The 17,735-nt window shown below is 73.8% G+C and carries 15 protein-coding genes and 1 tRNA gene; 8 read left to right on the top strand and 8 right to left on the bottom strand.

The window, feature by feature from the left end:
• Nucleotides 1-60 precede the first annotated feature (60 nt).
• Nucleotides 61-1,047, top strand: a complete 987-nt coding sequence (locus BMX65_RS03490) for an HAD family hydrolase (protein ID WP_420856796.1) — start codon at nucleotides 61-63, stop codon at nucleotides 1,045-1,047.
• A gap of 10 nt (nucleotides 1,048-1,057) precedes the next feature.
• Here BMX65_RS03490 and BMX65_RS03485 read toward each other — a convergent pair whose 3' ends face one another.
• A complete protein-coding gene (locus tag BMX65_RS03485; protein ID WP_239501847.1) occupies nucleotides 1,058-1,687 on the bottom strand; it encodes a DUF4383 domain-containing protein in 630 nt (209 codons plus the stop codon).
• Nucleotides 1,688-1,914: 227 nt separating this feature from the next.
• On the bottom strand, nucleotides 1,915-3,171 hold the full coding sequence (locus BMX65_RS03480; RefSeq protein WP_239501846.1) for a coiled-coil domain-containing protein: 1,257 nt from the start codon (nucleotides 3,169-3,171) through the stop codon (nucleotides 1,915-1,917).
• Nucleotides 3,172-3,341: 170 nt separating this feature from the next.
• Between BMX65_RS03480 and BMX65_RS03475 the strand changes: the two genes are divergently transcribed.
• Nucleotides 3,342-3,413 (top strand) — tRNA-Val (locus BMX65_RS03475).
• Nucleotides 3,414-3,757: 344 nt separating this feature from the next.
• On the opposite strand, the gene BMX65_RS03470 is transcribed toward BMX65_RS03475, so the two are convergent.
• On the bottom strand, nucleotides 3,758-4,930 hold the full coding sequence (locus tag BMX65_RS03470) for an epoxide hydrolase family protein (RefSeq protein WP_074998567.1): 1,173 nt from the start codon (nucleotides 4,928-4,930) through the stop codon (nucleotides 3,758-3,760).
• 82 nt (nucleotides 4,931-5,012) lie between these two features.
• Between BMX65_RS03470 and BMX65_RS03465 the strand changes: the two genes are divergently transcribed.
• Nucleotides 5,013-5,588: a CGNR zinc finger domain-containing protein gene (locus BMX65_RS03465; protein WP_074998566.1), complete on the top strand. Its 576-nt coding sequence runs from the start codon at nucleotides 5,013-5,015 to the stop codon at nucleotides 5,586-5,588.
• 293 nt (nucleotides 5,589-5,881) lie between these two features.
• Here the strand turns inward: BMX65_RS03465 and BMX65_RS03460 are convergent, their stop codons facing one another.
• Entirely contained in the window at nucleotides 5,882-6,148 is a 267-nt protein-coding gene (locus BMX65_RS03460; protein WP_074998565.1) for a hypothetical protein, read from the bottom strand.
• Nucleotides 6,149-6,152: 4 nt separating this feature from the next.
• On the bottom strand, nucleotides 6,153-7,046 hold the full coding sequence (locus BMX65_RS03455; protein ID WP_074998798.1) for a glycoside hydrolase family 25 protein: 894 nt from the start codon (nucleotides 7,044-7,046) through the stop codon (nucleotides 6,153-6,155).
• Between the two features lie 411 nt (nucleotides 7,047-7,457).
• Between BMX65_RS03455 and BMX65_RS03450 the strand changes: the two genes are divergently transcribed.
• Nucleotides 7,458-8,495: a glycoside hydrolase family 18 protein gene (locus tag BMX65_RS03450; RefSeq protein ID WP_239501815.1), complete on the top strand. Its 1,038-nt coding sequence runs from the start codon at nucleotides 7,458-7,460 to the stop codon at nucleotides 8,493-8,495.
• Here BMX65_RS03450 and BMX65_RS03445 read toward each other — a convergent pair.
• A complete protein-coding gene (locus tag BMX65_RS03445; RefSeq protein ID WP_074998563.1) occupies nucleotides 8,464-9,321 on the bottom strand; it encodes a DedA family protein in 858 nt (285 codons plus the stop codon). The genes BMX65_RS03450 and BMX65_RS03445 overlap by 32 nt on opposite strands.
• 182 nt (nucleotides 9,322-9,503) lie before the next feature.
• On the opposite strand from BMX65_RS03445, the gene BMX65_RS03440 reads away from it, so the two are divergent.
• Nucleotides 9,504-10,352, top strand: a complete 849-nt coding sequence (locus BMX65_RS03440; protein ID WP_239501813.1) for a superoxide dismutase family protein — start codon at nucleotides 9,504-9,506, stop codon at nucleotides 10,350-10,352.
• Nucleotides 10,353-10,399: 47 nt separating this feature from the next.
• Here BMX65_RS03440 and BMX65_RS03435 read toward each other — a convergent pair whose 3' ends face one another.
• On the bottom strand, nucleotides 10,400-12,118 hold the full coding sequence (locus BMX65_RS03435; protein WP_074998562.1) for an alkaline phosphatase D family protein: 1,719 nt from the start codon (nucleotides 12,116-12,118) through the stop codon (nucleotides 10,400-10,402).
• A gap of 142 nt (nucleotides 12,119-12,260) precedes the next feature.
• Nucleotides 12,261-12,941, bottom strand: coding sequence for an HNH endonuclease family protein (locus tag BMX65_RS03430; RefSeq protein ID WP_074998561.1), 681 nt, complete (start codon nucleotides 12,939-12,941; stop codon nucleotides 12,261-12,263).
• A 493-nt stretch (nucleotides 12,942-13,434) separates the two neighbouring features.
• Between BMX65_RS03430 and BMX65_RS03425 the strand changes: the two genes are divergently transcribed.
• The 3 genes from BMX65_RS03425 to BMX65_RS03415 all read left to right on the top strand — a co-directional run bounded on the left by BMX65_RS03425 (nucleotide 13,435) and on the right by BMX65_RS03415 (nucleotide 17,617).
• A complete protein-coding gene (locus tag BMX65_RS03425) occupies nucleotides 13,435-14,019 on the top strand; it encodes a TMEM165/GDT1 family protein (RefSeq protein ID WP_074998560.1) in 585 nt (194 codons plus the stop codon).
• Between the two features lie 261 nt (nucleotides 14,020-14,280).
• Nucleotides 14,281-16,269: an MDR family MFS transporter gene (locus BMX65_RS03420; protein WP_074998559.1), complete on the top strand. Its 1,989-nt coding sequence runs from the start codon at nucleotides 14,281-14,283 to the stop codon at nucleotides 16,267-16,269.
• A 157-nt stretch (nucleotides 16,270-16,426) separates the two neighbouring features.
• Nucleotides 16,427-17,617, top strand: coding sequence for a peptidoglycan-binding domain-containing protein (locus tag BMX65_RS03415; RefSeq protein WP_143081801.1), 1,191 nt, complete (start codon nucleotides 16,427-16,429; stop codon nucleotides 17,615-17,617).
• The last annotated feature ends 118 nt before the right edge of the window (nucleotides 17,618-17,735 follow it).

The raw sequence follows: 17,735 nt of genomic DNA, 5'->3' as shown, positions 1-17,735 counted from the left end.
GCGAGACCGGCCCCGGGTACCGGCACGGACGCGGGTACGGGCGTGGACGCGGGCCCGCACATGGGCATCGGCACCGGCACCGGCTCGGACTCGGGCCTGGGCGGGGAATCGGCCCCGGGCGCGGGAAGCACCCTGGTCGCCAGCGATCTGGACCGCACGCTCATCTACTCCGCCGCGGCGCTGGAACTGACCATGCCCGACGCCCGAGCGCCCCGGCTGCTGTGCGTCGAGACGTACGAGAGCCGTCCGCTGTCCTTCATGACGGAGGACGCCGCCCGGCTGCTGACCGAGCTCGCCGGGCGCACCGTCTTCGTGCCCGCCACCACCCGGACCCCCGAGCAGTACCGCCGCGTGCGGCTGCCCGGTCCGCCGCCCCGCTACGCGGTCTGCGCCAACGGCGGGCATCTGCTGGTCGACGGGGTGAGCGATCCCGCGTGGCGGGAGCGGGTACGCGAGCGGCTGACCGCGTGCGCCCCGCTCGACCTGGTCCGCTCCCACATGCTGCGGCAGGCCCGCCCCGAGTGGCTGCTCAAGGAGCGCGTCGCGGACGGACTGTTCGCCTATCTGGTGGTCGACCGGGCGCTCCTGCCCGGCTCCTGGGTCCAGGAGCTCGCCGACTGGGCGGGCCCGCAGGGCTGGAGCGTCTCCCTGCAGGGGCGCAAGATCTACGCCGTACCCGACCCGCTCACCAAGAGTGCCGCCGTCGCCGAGGCGGCCCGCCGCTCCGGTGCGGCGCGGGTCTTCGCGGCGGGCGACTCCCTGCTCGACGCCGACCTGCTGCGCTTCGCCGACACGGCATGGCGCCCCGCGCACGGCGAACTCGCCGACAGCGGTCTGCGGCTGCCTCACCTGCGAGTGCTGTCCGACCGCGGCGTCCTGGCCGGGGAGGCGGTACTGCGCGGGATGGGCTCCGCGCTGGCCGAGCCGACCGCGACAGGGCCGGTCACGACAGGGCCGGTCACGACAGGGTCGACAGGGCCAACAGGGCCAACAGGGCCGACCGGGACGGAGCCGATCGGGGCGCCCGCGGCGGTGCCGGAGGCGTGACCCGCGCCGGTCACCGGTCGCCCTGCTGTCCGCCGTCGCCGTCCGCGTCCAGCCCGTCCCCCTCGTCCCCGTCGTCGGCGGCTCCGCCGTCCTCCCCGCTGCCGAAGAGCGAGGCCCGGCGCCGCAGCTCCTCGCCCCGCAACCGGGCCCGGGTCCGCTGCTCGTTCCGGTCGTGCTCCCGCCGGGCACGGGCGACCTCGTCCACGTGGCGCTGCTGCCAGTACGGATTGTCGTGCGGCAAGGCGCTGCCCACGCGCCCGTACATCCCGAAGACGAGCAGCAGCAGCCCGACGACAAAGCTGAACAGCACGTTCTGCAGCTCGAAGGCGAGCATGTTGAAGCTCGTCTCCAGCAGCGCCAGATTGACGAATCCGCTGAGCAGGAACAGCCCGCCGAAAGTGATGTTGAGGCTGGAGGCGAAGTTCCCGCCGCGCACCATCCCGGCGAACAGCAGCAGGCCCACGACGACGGAGAGCACGCTGAGTGCGCCGTTCGTGCTCAGGCCGCCCACCTGGTCGCCGCCGGTGTCGAAGAACCCGATGTTGTCGGTGAGGCCCAGGACGCCGAAGAACGTCAGGATGACCCCGACCAGAGCCGAGCCCAGGCGATAGACCCGGCTCAGCTTGTGGTGCACCGGCATGTGCTCGTCCAGGACCCGCCGCCCGCGCGGCAGCACCCGGCGATGGTGGGCGGCGCGGGCGGGGGACGGGGACGCGGCCACGGGGACCCCCTCGGGACGGCTTGGAGAGCGCTCGGCTGTCCCCTCCAGCATCAGCCCGCAGCAGCCCCGCCTCAACAGCGACGCTCGGTGACGGCCCGGACGCCCCTGGCCCGGCCCGGCAGCTCAGGGGACCGGGGCCGACTGCCTCAGTGGCCCGACGCGCGTTCCTGGCGGATCTGGTCGACCACCTGCTGCACCGTCTCCTTGACCGCGTCCAGCTCGGTCAGCAGGTGCCAGTAGTCCGGGTGGCGGCCGGTGAGCGAGGCGACCGCTCGGTCCACCCGCTCCACCGCGTTGTCCAGCGGCTGCGCATGCCGGGGATCAGGAGTGGCGCGCCCGGCCATCGCGAGCCGCTGCGCGTCGCGGATCGCGAAGCGGGTGCGTTCGACCTCGCCGCTGTGGTCGAAGGAGACCTCGTTGAGCCGCTGCAGCCGGTCCCCGGCGGCCTTCACCGCCTCGTCGGTGGTGTTCAGCAGCGCCCGTACGGTCGACAGCAGCGCCGTCGCGTCCGGCCAGCGCTGCTCCTCGCGGGCCGTGCGGGCCTCCCGCAGCTTCTCGCCCGCCTGCCGCGCCGAGCGCTCCGCCTGCTGCGGCACCTGCTGCAGGTCCTGCCAGCAGGCGGCACTGAACCGCCGCCGCAGTTCGCTGAGGACCGGCTCCACCTGCCCGGCCCGGTTCTGCAGCGCCTCGGTGCGGGTGCGCAGGGAGGCGATCCGCTTGTCGATGTCGGCCGCCTGCTGCGGCAGCCCCTCGGCCTGCGCGCGGATCGCCTCGGCCTCCCGTACGACTTGGTCCGCGCGCTGGACGGTCCCCTGCACCCCGTGGGTGCCCGCGCCCTCGTTGAGCTTGGTCAGCTCGGGTGAGAGAGCCGCCAGCCGCGCCGCGAGGTCGTCGGCGCGCAGCCCTTCGGCCCGCACCGCATCCAGTGCGTTGCTGGCGCCCAGCAGCGACTGCCGGGCCCGCTCGACGGCGGGTGCGAGGCGGGCGAGCTGGTTCTCCGCGCTGCTCAGCAGCGGGCCGAGGCTCTGCGCGAACCGGTCCAGGTCGCCCTTGGCCCGCTCCAGCTCGCCCCGTGCCCGGTCCAGCTCGGCGCGGGCGCGGGAGGCGGCGGCGCCGTCCAGATCGTCGCGGTCGAGGTCGTGGGAGTCGACCGCGGTGATGTAGTCGTGGCTGACGCTGTCGATGCGCCTGCCGAGCTCGGCGAAGTCCGCCGCGGCCTTGCGGCCGGCGGGCGAGTTGTCGACGGCGCTGATGGTCTCTATGGAGATGCGCAGCTCGCGCTGGGCGGTGTCGAGTTCGTAGAACGCGGCGGCGGCGGAGTCCTTCGCGGTCTGCGCGTCGGCCCGGAGCTGTTCCGCGCGGCCACTGCCCCAGCCCCAGCGGCGGATTCCACCGCCGTTCATCGCCGTCACGTAACCTCTCCCCGTATGTGCCTGTGACTCCTGGACCGGTGCTCATTCTCCCACCTGGGCTCAACGAACACACGAGCTGATTCGTTCGCAGAGTGCTCCCGCACCTCACGTTTGCACTGTCTGCCACCAGGCAAGGTACGCTGTCGACCCGCACGTGCTCCGGGCGCATAGCTCAGCGGTAGAGCGCCTGCCTTACAAGCAGGATGTCACTGGTTCGATCCCAGTTGTGCCCACACCATAGATGCAGGTCAGGGGCCCGCCGACGGAAGTCGGCTGGCCCCTGACCTGTTTCCGGGCCGCCAGGCCCGGCCTCCTGGGCCGTCTCCTCGGCCGTGAGCGGTGCCGGATGAGGCCGGCCGTGGCTGGGCCGGGCGTTGTCCGTGTCCACCTGTGTCCGGTGAGCCGCTCGGCGTGGGCTTCTCCGCGCGGGCCTGGAGCGCATCCGGTGGCCGGACCGGCTCCCCGTTCCGGCCACCGGCACGGCCCGGTCGCTGCTGGTGATCGCCGAGGTCCGGCGGGCCCGGTCTCACAGCGGCGCGCTGCCGTCGCCAGCGGTCAGGGGCGCCGGGCTGCGGGTTCACCGGCTGGTGGCAAGTACTGCCCTGAGACCTTCCCGCAGGTCCTTGACGAAATATTCGGGAACCTCCAGCGACGGGAAGTGTCCGCCGCTTTCGGGCGCGTTCCAGCGGACGATCTGCCGGTACCGCTCCTGTGCCCAGGGGCGGGGACTCTTCTCGATGTCGCGGGGATACATGGTGATCGCTGACGGGACGTCGACCCGGAGTTCGGGATCGAGCGAGTTGTGGCTCTCGTAGTAGATGCGGGCCGCCGATGCGCCGGTCCGCGTCAGCCAGTACAGGGTGACGTCGTCGAGAATGCGGTCCCGGGAGATGGTCTCGAAGGGGCTGTCCTCGGTGTCCGACCACTCGGCGAACTTGTCGAGGATCCAGGAGAGAAGTCCGACCGGTGAGTCGACGAGCGAGTAGCCGATGGTCTGCGGCCGGGTGGCCTGCTGCTTCGCGTAGGCCGCGCGGTGGCGCCAGAAACGGCGGGTCTCCTCGGTCCAGGTGCGCTCGACCTCTGTCAGTCCGTCCGTCGTCAATCCGGGCGGTGCCTCCGCGAACGTCGTGTGGATGCCGAGGACGTGTTCCGGGAACCGGCCGCCGAGGACCGTGGTGATGTTGCCTCCCCAGTCGCCGCCATGGGCTGCGAAGGTGCCGTAGCCGAGCCTTTCCATCAGTTCCACCCATGCGGCTGCGATCTTCTCGGTTCCCCACCCGGTGGTGGTCGGCCTGTCGCTGTAGCCGAAGCCCGGGAGGGAGGGGGCCACGACGTGGAACGCCGGCGCGTCCGCGTTCTCCGGTTCCGCCAACTCGTCCACCACGTCGATGAACTCGGCGATGCTGCCCGGCCAGCCGTGCGTCAGGAGCAGTGGTGTGGCGTCGGCGCGTGGGGAGCGGCGGTGCAGGAAATGGATGCGCAGATCGTCGATGGCCGTGCGGAACTGGCCGATCCGGTTGAGGCGCGTTTCGAAGGCTCTCCAGTCGTATCCGGTGCGCCAGTAGTCCACGACATCGGCGAGGTCGGCGAGGGGGACTCCCTGGCCCCACCGGCCGGGGCCGGGTGCGGAGCGCTGGACGGTCTCGGCTTCCGGCAGCCGCGCCGCGGCCAGTCGTGCGCGCAGTTCGTCGAGGTCGGCTTCAGGTGCGTGGGCTTCAAACGCTTCGACGTCGCTGGTCGGACGGGACATGAGACCTCCTGGTCACTGCGGAACCGGCATAGACGGTTCTAGCATGGCGCCATGTCGAGTTGCAACCGGCTATGGTGGTTCCATGCGTACTGGCTTCCCTGACTTCCGCCTCGGCAATGTGCTGGCCACCAGCTTCACGGCGACTCTGACGGAGCGTCATGGTGACGCCGTGGAGCGCATTCCCACCCCGAAGCGGCTCGTCGACTGGCTGGCGGTGTACGGCCTCGTCGTGGATTCCTGCGCCGACGCCCAGCTCGAACTCGCGCGGGAGCTGCGGGAGTCGATCGCCCTCGCCGCGACGGCGGCCGCCCTCGGGGACGCTCTCCCCGCACCCGCTGTCCAGGTCATCAACGACCGCAGCGTTCAGGGGCGGGCCGCCGCGATTCTGACGCCCGAGGGCAAGCGGCAATGGCAGCTCGGTCCGGATGCGCGTGTGGAGGACGCCCTCAGCGTGATCGCCGCCGATGCGATCGAGATCATCGCCGGTGAACGAGACGGGAAACTGGCCCTGTGCGCATCACCGACCTGTCGGGCCGCCTTCTTCGACGCCAGTCAGAGCCGCACCCGCAAATGGTGCGACATGAACACGTGCGGGAATCGTCAGAAGAAGGCGCGCTTCAATGCCAGCCGGCGCAAGGACTCCGGACCGGCGGAGTGAGCGTCCCCCGGTCCCTCCGGAGGGCGGGCTCTGCCCGGCGGCGCCCTCGCAGGCCGGAGAACGTCGGGGGAAGCGCGCCGATGCGCGGATGAACGGAGCGGACTCCACCGACGGCGGTCACTCCACCGACGGCGCGGACTTCACCGACTGCGCGGGAGGCGGCGCCTGGAGGCGGGAGCCGAGCGGCGGCTGAGACCGCAGGCCCCTACAGCCCGGCCCGCCCGGCGGGCCGCCGGCTCGTGGGCGGCCGGCGCCGGGAGGACCCGGCAGCCGACCCCCGTGGTGCTGTGGTGTCACTCGCCGCTGCCGCGGGCGCGGAGCCCCGGCCCGGCGAGGTCGCCGTCCGGATCGCCTCCCGTGCGCAGCCACTCCGGCAGCAGTCGCTGCACTCCGGGGAGGGCCATGACCCGCGCCAGACCTCCGGCGACCGTGAGAGATCCGGCGACCCACGGCAGGGATTCCGGGATGCCGGACGCGTCCACGATCGCCGGCAGCAGGACGGCCAGGGCCACGGCTGTCTGGAGGACGGTGCGTATGGCGCGCTTGGTGTCCGCCTGCATGGGGTCACTCCTCCGTGGCGAGCGCGTCCGCGAGCCTGTCGAGGGCGGCTCGGGCGCCTGCCTCGGCCGCGGCCTGGATCTCGGCGGCGGTCAGTCCGCCGCCTTCCGCGAGCTTGGCCAGGACGGCGTCCCGGGCCGCGCCCTTCGCGGTCAGTTCGGCGACCGCGTTCTCCAGCCCCTTCACGCGGCCCCGGGTCTCCCGTGCGACTTCGCCGATGTGGATGAGGACGCTCTTGGGCTTCCACTGGGGGTTGGTGTCGCTGCCCCAGGGCACGGTCATCTGGCCGTCGAGTTCCCACGCTCCGTCGTAGAGGTCTTTCTGGCTGGGCATGTCGTCCTCCTGACTGCCCGTCGCCCAGGCGCGCATCGCCGCGCGGCTGTCGAACCGGGCGAGGTTGGTGTCGATGGGGTCGCTGGTGTACTGGTGGAGCAGCCACGGGTGCTGGATGCTCGGCTGTCCGGGGCGGCCGTTGTACTGGGCGATCCACAGACCGTCGCCCGCGAACGAGGACGTGTCGCGGTTCAGCCAGAAGTCGACGTTGCAGTAGAGCAGGACCCGGTGCCCTTCGGCCTTGCCCTGCACATATCTGATCCACGTGTCCTTGTCGGCGGAGGAGACGCCCGAGTCCTCCCAGTCGAGGGCGAGGACGTCCCCGGCGCGCAGGTTGATCTTCGAGAGGAAGTAGTCGGCCTGGGCCTTCATGCTGCCGGGTCTGACGAAGTGGTAGAAGCCGGTGACCAGTCCGGCGTCCCGGCTGGTCTGCCGCTGTGCCACCCACTTGGGGTTCGTGTACGACGTCCCCTCGGTGATCTTGATGATGACGAAGTCCAGTCCCCGCGTGCCGTAGTTCTCGGACTGGTACGACGCCACGTCGATGCCCTTGATGTGATCCGCCATCGTCCGCTCCCGGGCCCGGCGCATAGGTGATATTGCGGACTTTCCCGCGAATCGACCGGTCGAAGCTCCCTGGAGCGCCTCTTCCTGTCCGATCCGGAAGAAGCCGGCCCGGCACGGCTGGTCCACGACGGCGGCCGAGGGCTCCGTGCCGTCGGCGGGCGGCTGCGGGAACGTCCTGTGCGGCTGCGCGGCCGCGCGCCCCCCGGCTCGCAGCCGATGTCGCGACCGTCACCGCCACCGCGACCGCCGTCACCGTGACCGCCGCCACCGGCCGCCGGCCGCCAGCCGCCGGTCGCCGAACCGCCGGCCGCCGGACCGCGCGAGGCGATCGGCCAAAGATGTTCATCAGTTGGTATGAACTGCTGGGGTGGCTGCCGGGTGGACGGACCGCCGCGGGCTGGGATGGCCGGCATGAGGGCGACGAGAGCGCGCGGACGCGGACCGGCGGGGCGGGCGGCGGTACTGCTGCCGACTGTGCTCGCCGTACTGGGAGCGGCGACGGGGAGCGGCGATCCGGCCGCGGCGGCGGAGCGCCCGCGGCCGGTCGTCGCGCCGTACTACTCGCTGGGCTGGGGTGATCCGCCCGATCCGGGGGCGGTCCTGCGGAAGACGGGAGCGGACGGGTTCACCTTCGCGTTCATGCTGAGCGCGGGCGGGTGCGAGCCGCGCTGGGACGGGGTGCGGCCGCTGACCGGCGGGGCGGACGAGCGCGCCCTGTGGGCGGTGCGGGTCGCGGGCGGCGAGCCCGTCGTCTCGTTCGGCGGCGGCGGCGGACGCAAGCTGGAGCAGGACTGTGCGGACGCCGCGGCGCTGGCCCGGGCCTACCGGAAGGTGATCCGCGCCTACGGGCTGCGCGCGATCGACATCGACATCGAGACGCGCGCCTACGAGAGCGCCGCGGCCCGCCGCCGGACGGTCGAGGCGCTCAAGCGGGTCAAGGCCGCCCACCCCGGGCTCGCCGTCCACGTGACGTTGCCCAGCAGCCGGAGCGGGCCGGACGCCCGGCTGATCGGGACGGCCGCGCGGGCCGGTCTGGAACCGGACTCCTGGACGATCATGCCGTTCGCTTTCGGGAGCGGGCCGCCCACCACCGCGAGCGGCCTGCAGCAGGCGCGTGAGCTGGACATGGGGCGCGCCACGGTGCGGGCGGCCGAGGGACTGGCCGCGCGGCTGCGTGCGGCGTACGGCTACGACGCGGCCACCGCGTACGCGCACAGCGGCATCTCCACCATGAACGGCATCACGGGACATCAGGAGCGCGTCACCGTCGCGGACTTCCGCACCATCGCGCGCTACGCGCGCGAACGGCGGCTGGCCCGGTTGGCGTTCTGGTCGGTCAACCGGGACCGGCCGTGCGGCACGCTGCCCTATCCGGCGGCCGACCGCTGTTCGGGAGTGGCCCAGCGGCCCTGGGAGTTCACCCGGGCGCTGACGGGAGCGCGGTGGTGACGGCGGGTTCCTCGGCGGCGTCGCCGCCCGCGCGCATCGCCGGGAGTGCCGCGAAGACCGGCAGCACCGGGAACGTGGTGGGGCCGGGCAGCAGGGAGCCCGCGGTGGACACCTCCCGCGTCGGGCCCGGCGCGGGGGAGGTGTCGGCCTGCTCCGGTTCCCCCGCGGCCTCGCCGTCGGTACCGGCGTCCGGCTCACGCCGTATCAGGTAGGCGGCGAGCCCGCCCGCCAGGAACAGCGCCAGCACCGAGACGGCCGTGCCGAGCCAACTGGCGCCCAGCCACTGGGCGCCGAGGTAGCCCAGCCCCACGCTGTAGGCGGCCCAGGCCACTCCGGCCAGCGCCGACCAGGGCACGAACTCCCGTGCCCTGCGGTGTGTCACGCCCGCGGTGAGGCTGACGACCGAGCGCCCGGCGGGTGCGAACCGGGCGAGCACGACGAGGGCGCCGCCGCCCTGCGAGAGCGCGCGGCCGAGCTGCTCCTGCGCGGAGGTGAGTCTGCGGGAGCGGGCGACGGCCCGGTCGAAGCGGTCGCCGCCTCGCCAGGCCAGCCGCCAGGCGGCCAAGTCGCCCAGCACCGAGGCGCAGGCGGCGCAGAGCATCAGCAGCAGCACCTCGACCGGCTGGCCGGTCCCGGCCGCGCTGCGTGCTGCGGCGCTGGGCAGGTCGGCGGCGTCCGCGGCGGTGGTCCCGGCGGCTGCGGTGGAGGCGGCGATCACCAGGACGCCGCTGGGCAGGACGGGCACGAAGACATCGAGCAGTACGGACACGGCGATGACCACGTAGATCCACGGGGATCCGGTCACCGACCCCAGGATTTCCGGCACTGCTGTCCCCGTTTCTTCCCCTGCCCGGTCTCTCGCCGTTCGGCGGTCTACCGCCGTACAGCGTACGCCCGGATCCCTCGCTCAGGGGCGCTGGGGGCGTGCCGCGACACTCCTGCGGTCCCGCCGGACGCCGATCTCACAAGATCGGACCAGCAGAGCACCAGGCGGCAGTGGAGGCCGGGATGAGGGTACGGATGCGCACCGCGGGAGCGGCGGGAGCCGCGGCCGCCACGGCGGTGGCGGCGCTGCTCGCGGGGAGCGGGACGAGCACGGCCGGGGAACGGGCCGCGGACGGCGTCCCGTCGCACGGGGCGTACCCCGGCGGGCGCGCCGGTCCGGACGGCGCCGCCCACGCGGCGCCCGGCGGCGCCGTCTTCCGGCGGGCGGCGGACGGCACTCACGGCACCCACGGCACCCACGGCACCCACGGCACCCACGGCACCCACGGCACCGACGGCGGCCACGGCCCCCACGCCGCCGACAGCCCCCACGGCACCGACCGCACCGCCCAAGCCGCCGACCGGCAGCCGTTCCAGCAGCCGTTCCTGGTGCGCGAGGACCAGTTCTCGCCCGCGAACGCCTTCATCCGCCCCGACGCCGTCACCTACGACCTCGCCCGGGTCCCGGCCGGGTCCGGCATCACGGTGGCGCGGCGGGCCACCCGGCACGGCACCACCGTGTGGTTGCGGGTGCGCGGCCTGCTCCCGCACCGGACCTACGGGGCGCATGTCCACACCCGGCCGTGCGGGGGCCGGCCCGGCGACGCGGGGCCGCACTACCAGCACCGCCGGGACCCCCGGCAGCCCTCCACCGATCCCCGCTACGCCAATCCGCGCAACGAGGTGTGGCTCGACGTCACCACCGACTCCGCGGGCCGGGGCAGCGCCGTCTCGCGGCACGGCTGGACCTTCCGGCCGGGCGGGGCCGGTTCGGTCGTGCTGCACGAGCGGGCGACCCGGACCGGGCAGGGGCACGCGGGGGAGGCCGGTGCCCGGCTGGGCTGCTTCACGGTTCCGCTCAGCGGCGGCTGATCCGCCGAGCGGCGGCCGGATGCCCGGCCTCCGGGTATGAGCGGCTGTCAGCCCGCCCCGGCCGCGGGGGAGCCGGCCTGGTCGAGCCGGCCGGTGAAGACGCGCTCCAGGCCGGAGCGGGGGGTGCCGTCCGGCGCTGAGGTCGCCGGACGCGCCTGGTGGAGCGCGTAGGAGGCGTCGCGGCCGTGCAGGGTCAGCGTCATCAGCATGTTGCCGAACCAGGGGCCCCCGGTGCGGCGCCATCGGAAGGGCGGCTTCTCGGTGCGGGCGTGCCGCTCCAGCGCCTGCCCGAGCCGCCGCCCGGCCCGGCTCCAGCCGAAGCGGAAGCCCGAGCGCATCACCGCGGGGATGTCGTTGTGTATCGGCGAGCAGGTGAGCTGCACCACCCGGGACCGCCGGCCGCCCCCGGAGACCTTCAGCCCGTCCAACTCCGGTTCGGTGACGTAGGCGTGGTGCACGTCGCCCGAGAGGACGCTGACCGAGGCGGGGGCCTCCTGGTCGGTCGCCACCCGCTCGATCAGTTCGGTCAGTGCGCGGAAGGAGCGCGGGAAGGCCGCCCAGTGCTCCAGGTCGGCGCGCTGCCGCAGCTTCTCGCTGAACCGGGCCCAGCGCGGTCCGCGTGCCCCCGAGCACAGCGCGTTGTTCCAGCTCTCCAGGCCGTGCACGGCGGGCGGCAGCAGCCACGGCAGCGAGGTGCCCAGGACCAGATGGTCGACGGAGCCCGGGCCGCCGTCCAGCACCTGCTCGTGCAGCCAGTCCAGTTCCTCGTCGTCGAGCATCCGCCGCTGGTCCTCGGGCAGCACCCGGCCGGCCCGGGTGTCGATCATCACCAGCCGGACCCGGCCGAAGTCGCGGCGGTAGCTCCACCGGGCCGCGGTCGGGTCCCGGTCGGCGCGTTCGGCGAAGGCGCGCAGCGGCGCGGATCCGTCGTCGGCCTGCCGCACGGCTGCCAGTACCGGGTCCTCGGCGAGTTCGGCGGGGGAGAGGTTGCCCAGGTGCTGGTAGACCCAGTACGAGGTCAGACCGCCCAGGATGCGCTCGCGCCACCAGTCGGTGGCGCGGATCTCGCGCTGCCACGCCTCGCTCGTGTTCCAGTCGTCGATCACGTCGTGGTCGTCGAAGACCATGCAGCTCGGGACGGTGGACAGCAGCCAGCGCACCTCCGGGTCCAGCCAGGACTCGTAGTACAGCTCGGTGTATTCCTCGTAGTCGGCCACCTGTCCCCACGGGGGCTCGGCCAGGTCGCGGTTGCGGGCGAGCTTCGCGCGGACCCGCTCGGAGGTCTCGTCCGCGTAGACCTGGTCGCCCAGCAGGAGCAGCACGTCCGGCCGCGGGCCGCCGGAGAGCATCTGGTGGGCCAGCGCGTCCAGTGCGTCGGGCCCCATGGGGTCGTGCCGGGAGCCCGCGGGGCGGGCGGCCCAGCGGCAGGACCCGAAGGCCATCCGGAGCGGGGCCGTCTCCTCGGGCGCTGCCTCGGGCGGTGGCAGGGTGCGGATGGTGCTGGTGGGGAAGGGCGAGTCGGGCAGCGGCCAGACCTGTTCGCCGTCGAGCGTGACGCGGTAGGGGGTCTCGGTGCCCGGCTCCAGCCCGACGACGGTGATCAGCGCGTAGTGGTGTCCGGCGACCTGCCAGGTGCGGGCGGAGCCGCCGGCGGTCGTGCCCTCGCAGTGCACCTCGGCCCGGCTGGGTCCGGAGGTCTCCACCCAGACGGTGGCGGTGTCCTGGTCGACGTAGCGCAGCAGCGGGCCCAGTCGGAGGCCGGTCATGCGCATCTCCCTCGTCCGTGTGGCACCCGTACGGTGCGGGCCTTGGACCCGCACCGTACGGAACGAGGGAGCTGTCCGACCAGTTTCCGGCAGCTTCCGGCCCGGACGCCGGAGGCGGCGGCAGCGGGCCGGGGTCCGCGGATCAGCAGCCGGAGAGCACCTTCTCCAGGGCCGCCTTCTCCTCGGCGTCGGCGGTCATGCCGTAGGTGTCCTTGACCCAGACCCACATGCGCGCGTAGGTGCAGTGGTAGCCGGAGGACGGCGGCATCCACTGGGCGGGGTCCTTGTCGCCCTTCTCCTGGTTGACGTTGTCGGTGACCGCGAGCAACTGGGCGATCTCCAGGTTGTTGGCCAGCTCCTCGCGCTTGTCCTGGGTCCAGCCGGAGGCACCGGAGCGCCACGCCTCGGCGAGCGGGACGACGTGGTCGATGTCCAGGTCGGAGGGCTGGGTCCAGGTCTCGCCGTCGTAGGGGCTGGTCCAGCTCCCCTTCGTCGGGTAGCAGTCGTCGCCGGTCTCCACGCCCTCGCCGTCCCGTTTGAGGACGGCCTCGCGGGTGTTGCAGTTGTCGCCCTGGCTGCTCCAGTGCGGGAACTTGTCCCGCGAGTAGCCGTCCATCGAGCCCTCGGCCTTCTCGGACAGGCCGTCGAGCATCGTGCGCGCCTCGGACGCGCTCGGCGGTGCGGGGGGCTCGGCCGCGGCCGGGGAGGCGCCCAGGGTGAGGGCCACCAGCAGGCTGCTGACGGCGGCGGCGAGGACGGCCAGGAGGGCCGTCCAGTGTCGACGCGCGTAGCGGGTGAGGGTTGTCCGGTGCGTGTGTGCCATGCGAACTCCCGTGATGTGGGGGGAAGTCGAGCAGTTCTGCGAGAGTCGTTGCTTCGGGCGGTGCGGCACACAGCCTGACGGTCGTGTGCACGTCACATCAAGAGCCTGCCCGGGAATCCGCCTCCGGCCACCCGCGGTACACCCATCCGACGGATGTCGTACGGGAGTTGGTCGCCGCGGCCCGCGCGGCCGCGGGACCGGGGCGGACCGGAGGGGTCGTGCGGCGGAGCGTCGATCGCGCCCGGGGGCGGGTGTCGCGTAGAGTCGTAGGTGTCTGAAGGGGAGTAGCTCTTCGCCGGACCGTCGACACACTGGCCCGCCGCGCGCGGACCCGGCGCCCGGAGCGTGACGTCCGCCACAGGTGGCGGCGTCGCGCCAGCGAGACCTTCGGCCCGCAGTGTCCGCACCCGTGCCCCTGTGCACGGCAGCCAAGACGCTGCCGTGCCGAAGTGTGTGCTCGCGCCGGTGCGGCAGCCCGACCACGGAGGACCCCGTGCTCAGCCTCTCCGTCGCCGCCGTCGTGTTCGGCGTCGTCTTCCTCGCCGAGTTGCCGGACAAGACAGCCCTGGCCGGGCTGATGCTCGGCACCCGCTACCGCGCCTCCTACGTCTTCGCGGGCGTCGCCGCGGCCTTCCTCGTGCACGTCACGCTCGCCGTCGCGGCAGGCAGCGTCCTCACCCTGCTGCCGCACCGGCTGGTGCAGGGCATCGTGGGCGTGCTGTTCCTGCTGGGCGCCGCGATGCTGCTGTTCAAGCAGGACGACGACGAGGAGGAGCAGGCCCGCACGCCCGCCGACCAGTCGTTCTGGAAGGTGGCCGGCAGCGGCTTCATGCTGATCCTGGTCGCCGAGTTCGGCGATCTGACCCAGATCATGACCGCCAACCTCGCCGCCCGCTACGACGACCCCCTCTCGGTGGGCCTGGGCGCTGTCCTCGCCCTGTGGGCCGTGGCCGCGCTGGGCATCCTGGGGGGCCGCACCCTGATGAAGTACGTCCCGCTGCGGCTGATCACCCGGGTGGCAGCGCTGCTGATGCTGGCGCTGGCCGCCTTCAGCCTCTACGAGGCGCTCGCGCCGTAGCCGGGGGGCGCCGCCGGGCGGTCGGGCCGTGGGCCGGCCGCCCGCCGGTCCGCCGGTCCGCCGGTCCGCCGGTCCGCTGCGGGAGCCGCCGCGCGCAGGTGCAGCCGGTCCGCCGGGTCCGCCGCCGGGTCCGCCGCTGGGGCCCGCCGCGGGAGCCCGTCGCCGGGGCCTGCCGCGGGAGCCCGCCGGGGCCCGCCGCGCTGTCCCCCGAACAGAGGCGGCCGGCGGGCCGCGCGCCGCCCGGCGCGGCATCGTGGGCGTATGAGCGGGGAACACGCGGCACCGGCGCCCCGCGGGGTGCTGCTGCCGATCGGGGCGCTCCTGCTCGGGATGCTGCTGGCCGCACTCGACCAGACGATCGTGGCGACAGCCCTGCCCACCATCGTCAGCGACCTCGGCGGCATGGACCACCTCTCCTGGGTGGTGACCGCCTACCTGCTGGCGGTGACGGCGGCCACCCCGCTGTGGGGCAAACTCGGCGACCAGTACGGGCGCAAGCGCCTCTTCCAGGCCGCGATCGTGATCTTCCTGGTGGGCTCCGTGCTGTGCGGGGCGGCGCAGGACATGCCGCAGCTCATCGGCTACCGCGCGGTGCAGGGCCTGGGCGGCGGCGGGCTGATCACCCTGTCCATGGCGATCGTCGGGGATCTGGTGCCGCCTCGGGAGCGCGGCCGCTACCAGGGCCTGTTCGGCGCGGTGTTCGGAGCGACCAGCGTGCTCGGACCGCTGCTGGGCGGCTTCTTCACCCAGCACCTCGACTGGCGCTGGGTGTTCTACGTCAACCTGCCGGTCGGCGCCGTCGCGATGGCGGTCATCGCGCTCGCGCTGCACATCCCGGTGCGCTCCGAGCGGCACCGGATCGACTACCTCGGCACATTCCTGATCGCGTCCGCCGCCACCTGCGTCGTGCTCGTCACCTCGCTGGGCGGCACCACCTGGCCGTGGGACTCGGTGCAGGTCTACGGGCTGTCGGTGCTGGCGCTGATCCTGCTGTGCTGCTTCGTGCCGGTCGAGCGGCGGGCGGCGGAGCCGGTCCTGCCGCCGGGCCTCTTCGCCGTGCGCAACTTCACCCTGTGCGCGGCGATCAGCTTCGTCGTCGGGTTCGCCATGTTCGGCGCCATGACCTATCTGCCCACCTTCCTCCAGGTCGTGCACGGGATCACGCCCACCATGTCGGGGGTGCACATGCTGCCCATGGTGCTGGGGCTGCTGTTCTCCTCCACCCTCTCCGGGCAGCTGATCACCCGCACCGGGCACTGGAAGGTCTTCCCGGTGCTGGGCACCGCGGTGACCACGGTCGGGCTGCTCCTGCTGCACCGGATGACCCCGGACAGCTCGCAGTGGGAGATGGGCGGCTACTTCGCCGTCTTCGGCCTCGGCCTCGGCCTGGTGCTCCAAGTGCTGGTGCTGGTCGCGCAGAACGCCGTGGGCTACGCGGACCTGGGCGTGGCCACCTCGGGCATCACCTTCTTCCGCTCGGTGGGCGCCGCGGTCGGGGTGGCGGTCTTCGGCGCGCTGTTCGCCTCCCGGCTGGGCGGCGAGCTCTCCGCGGCGCTGCGCGGCAGGGCCCTGCCCGCCGGGATCAGCCCCGACACCCTGCGGCGCGACCCGCAGTCGATCGGCCGGCTCTCGCCCGGCGCCCGGCGCGGGGTGCTGGACGCCTATTCCGCCTCCATCACGGACGTCTTCCTCTCCTCCGCGCCGCTGGCGGCGCTCGCCTTCGCGCTGACCTGGCTGCTGCGTCAGCAGCGGCTGCGCCGCAGCGTGCAGGTGCCGGACGAGAGCGAGACGCTGGGCGCCTGCCCGGTCGAGCGCAGTTCGGCCGACGAGGTCACCCGCGCCCTCTCGCGGCTCAGCACCATCGAGGGCCGGCACGGCCTGTACGTGCAGATCGCCCGCGGCGCCGGACTCGATCTGGCCCCCGCCGCCGTGTGGATGCTGCTGCGCGTCCACTACGACGGTCCCGTCGAGCCCGCGCTGCTGGAGGACTCCGGGTCGGTGCCGTCGCACGTCGTCGCGGAAGGGGCACGGGAGTTGGAGGAGCGCGGGCTGGCGACCCGGGCCGGTCTGGAACTGGTGGCCACGCCGCGCGGTGAGCAGGCGGCCCGGGCCCTCGCGGACGCCCGGCAGCAGGAGTTGGCCGAACTGCTGGGGGACTGGTGGACGCCCGACCGCCCCACCGACCTGACGGAGCTGGTGCGCGAACTGACCGCGGAGAGCGGCCGGTCGCAGCCGCCCCGGCCGGGGTGAGCCGAGCGGCCGGGGCGGCTGCGCGGCGCGGCACCGGCTGGTCGCGGCACCGGCTGTCGCGACATCGGCCGACTCGTCCGCCGTGGGTCCTTTCCTGGCCCGTCGGCTTTTCCTGTGTGCTTGACCCTGACCGACCCGGACCGCGTATCGTCCAGCATTGGACAGTTACTGGCGATTCGGGCACGGCGGCCGTGAACCGGACGGCGTGCTGGTGCCGGGGGAGGGGAGCGGGATGGCGGGGGACGGACCATGTCCCGGGTGCGGCCGGAGTGCGGCGGAGTGCACGCCCGCCGACCGGGCCGGTTGCGGCGGCGGAGCCGGGCAGGACGGCGACCCGGAGGTCCGGGAGCCGGTCCGGGGCACCACACGGGAGCCCGCGTCCGCCGATCCGCTGCACATCCGCCCCTATGTGCGCCTGCTGGGGAGCGATCCCGTGCGGGCGCCGGACGAGGAAGCCCCGGGTGAGGACCGAGTCGGTGCTCCGGCGGGCGCGGCGGAAGGGTCCGGTCCGCCGCCGGTGCCGGAAGCCCGTGCGGGCGCCCATGTGCCGCTGCCCGACCTCGCTCCGCCCGCGGCCCACGAAGCGGCGGAGACGGCCGAACTCCCGGACGCCGCAGGACCGGACGGCGCGGACGCCGCAGGGCCCGACGCCGCGAGAGCCGCGGGCCTCCGCCGCGCGGAGCGCTCCGCGACCGCCGGGCCGCCTCCGGCACGGCACCGCCGGATGGCCGAGCGCCGCAGACCCAGCACCGCGGTGTTCGCCGGTGTCGGGGTGGCCGCCGTGCTCGGCGGCGGCCTGCTGACCACCCAGTTGCTGACCGACGACGGCAGCCGCGCCGCGGACGGCCGTGCGCTGCGCCACATGCCCACCGCAGCGCCCGACGAGGACCCGCCCCCCGCCACCCCGTCCGCGACCCCGACGCCGCAGCGCGAGCGCCCCGAGCCGTCCCCCGCCCGGTCGAGCGCCGCGGCGACCCCGCGCGCCGACCGCGACAGCGGCAAGCACACGGCGAGCCCGTCGCCCTCCGGGGGCGGTCGGCAGGACGTCTCGGAGCCGCCGGGCCGGTCCGGAGGGCGGGAGCGGGTGCGCCCGCGCCCGGAGCACCCGGAGCGCCCCACCGGGGAGACGCTGCGCCCCGGTGACACCGGCGTCGCGGTCGTCGAACTCCAGCGCAGGCTGAAGCAGGCCGGCTACTACGACCTGCGGGCGGAGGAGGACGGCGGCTACTCCTCGCGGGTCCAGGAGGCCGTCTTCCGGTACCAGGCGCACTACCGGCTGTGGGACGACGCCCCTGGCGAGTACGGTCCCGCGACCCGCCGCCACCTGGAGGCCCGCACCTCGGGGTGAGCCCGGGCCGCGCCCGGACTGGCCCGGAGCCGCTCCCGCTTTGTATGATGAGGAAACAAATGGTCCCGCCCGTGCCCCTGGCCTGACGGAAGGGGCGTCCCTGACCGGCGGGCGGGCC

Origin of the sequence: Streptomyces qinglanensis, assembly GCF_900111245.1 — a bacterium.
Classification (GTDB): Bacteria; Actinomycetota; Actinomycetes; order Streptomycetales; family Streptomycetaceae; genus Streptomyces; species Streptomyces qinglanensis.
The sequence above is the reverse complement of the archived record's forward strand: the minus strand, read 5'-3'. Positions and strand labels throughout refer to the sequence as shown.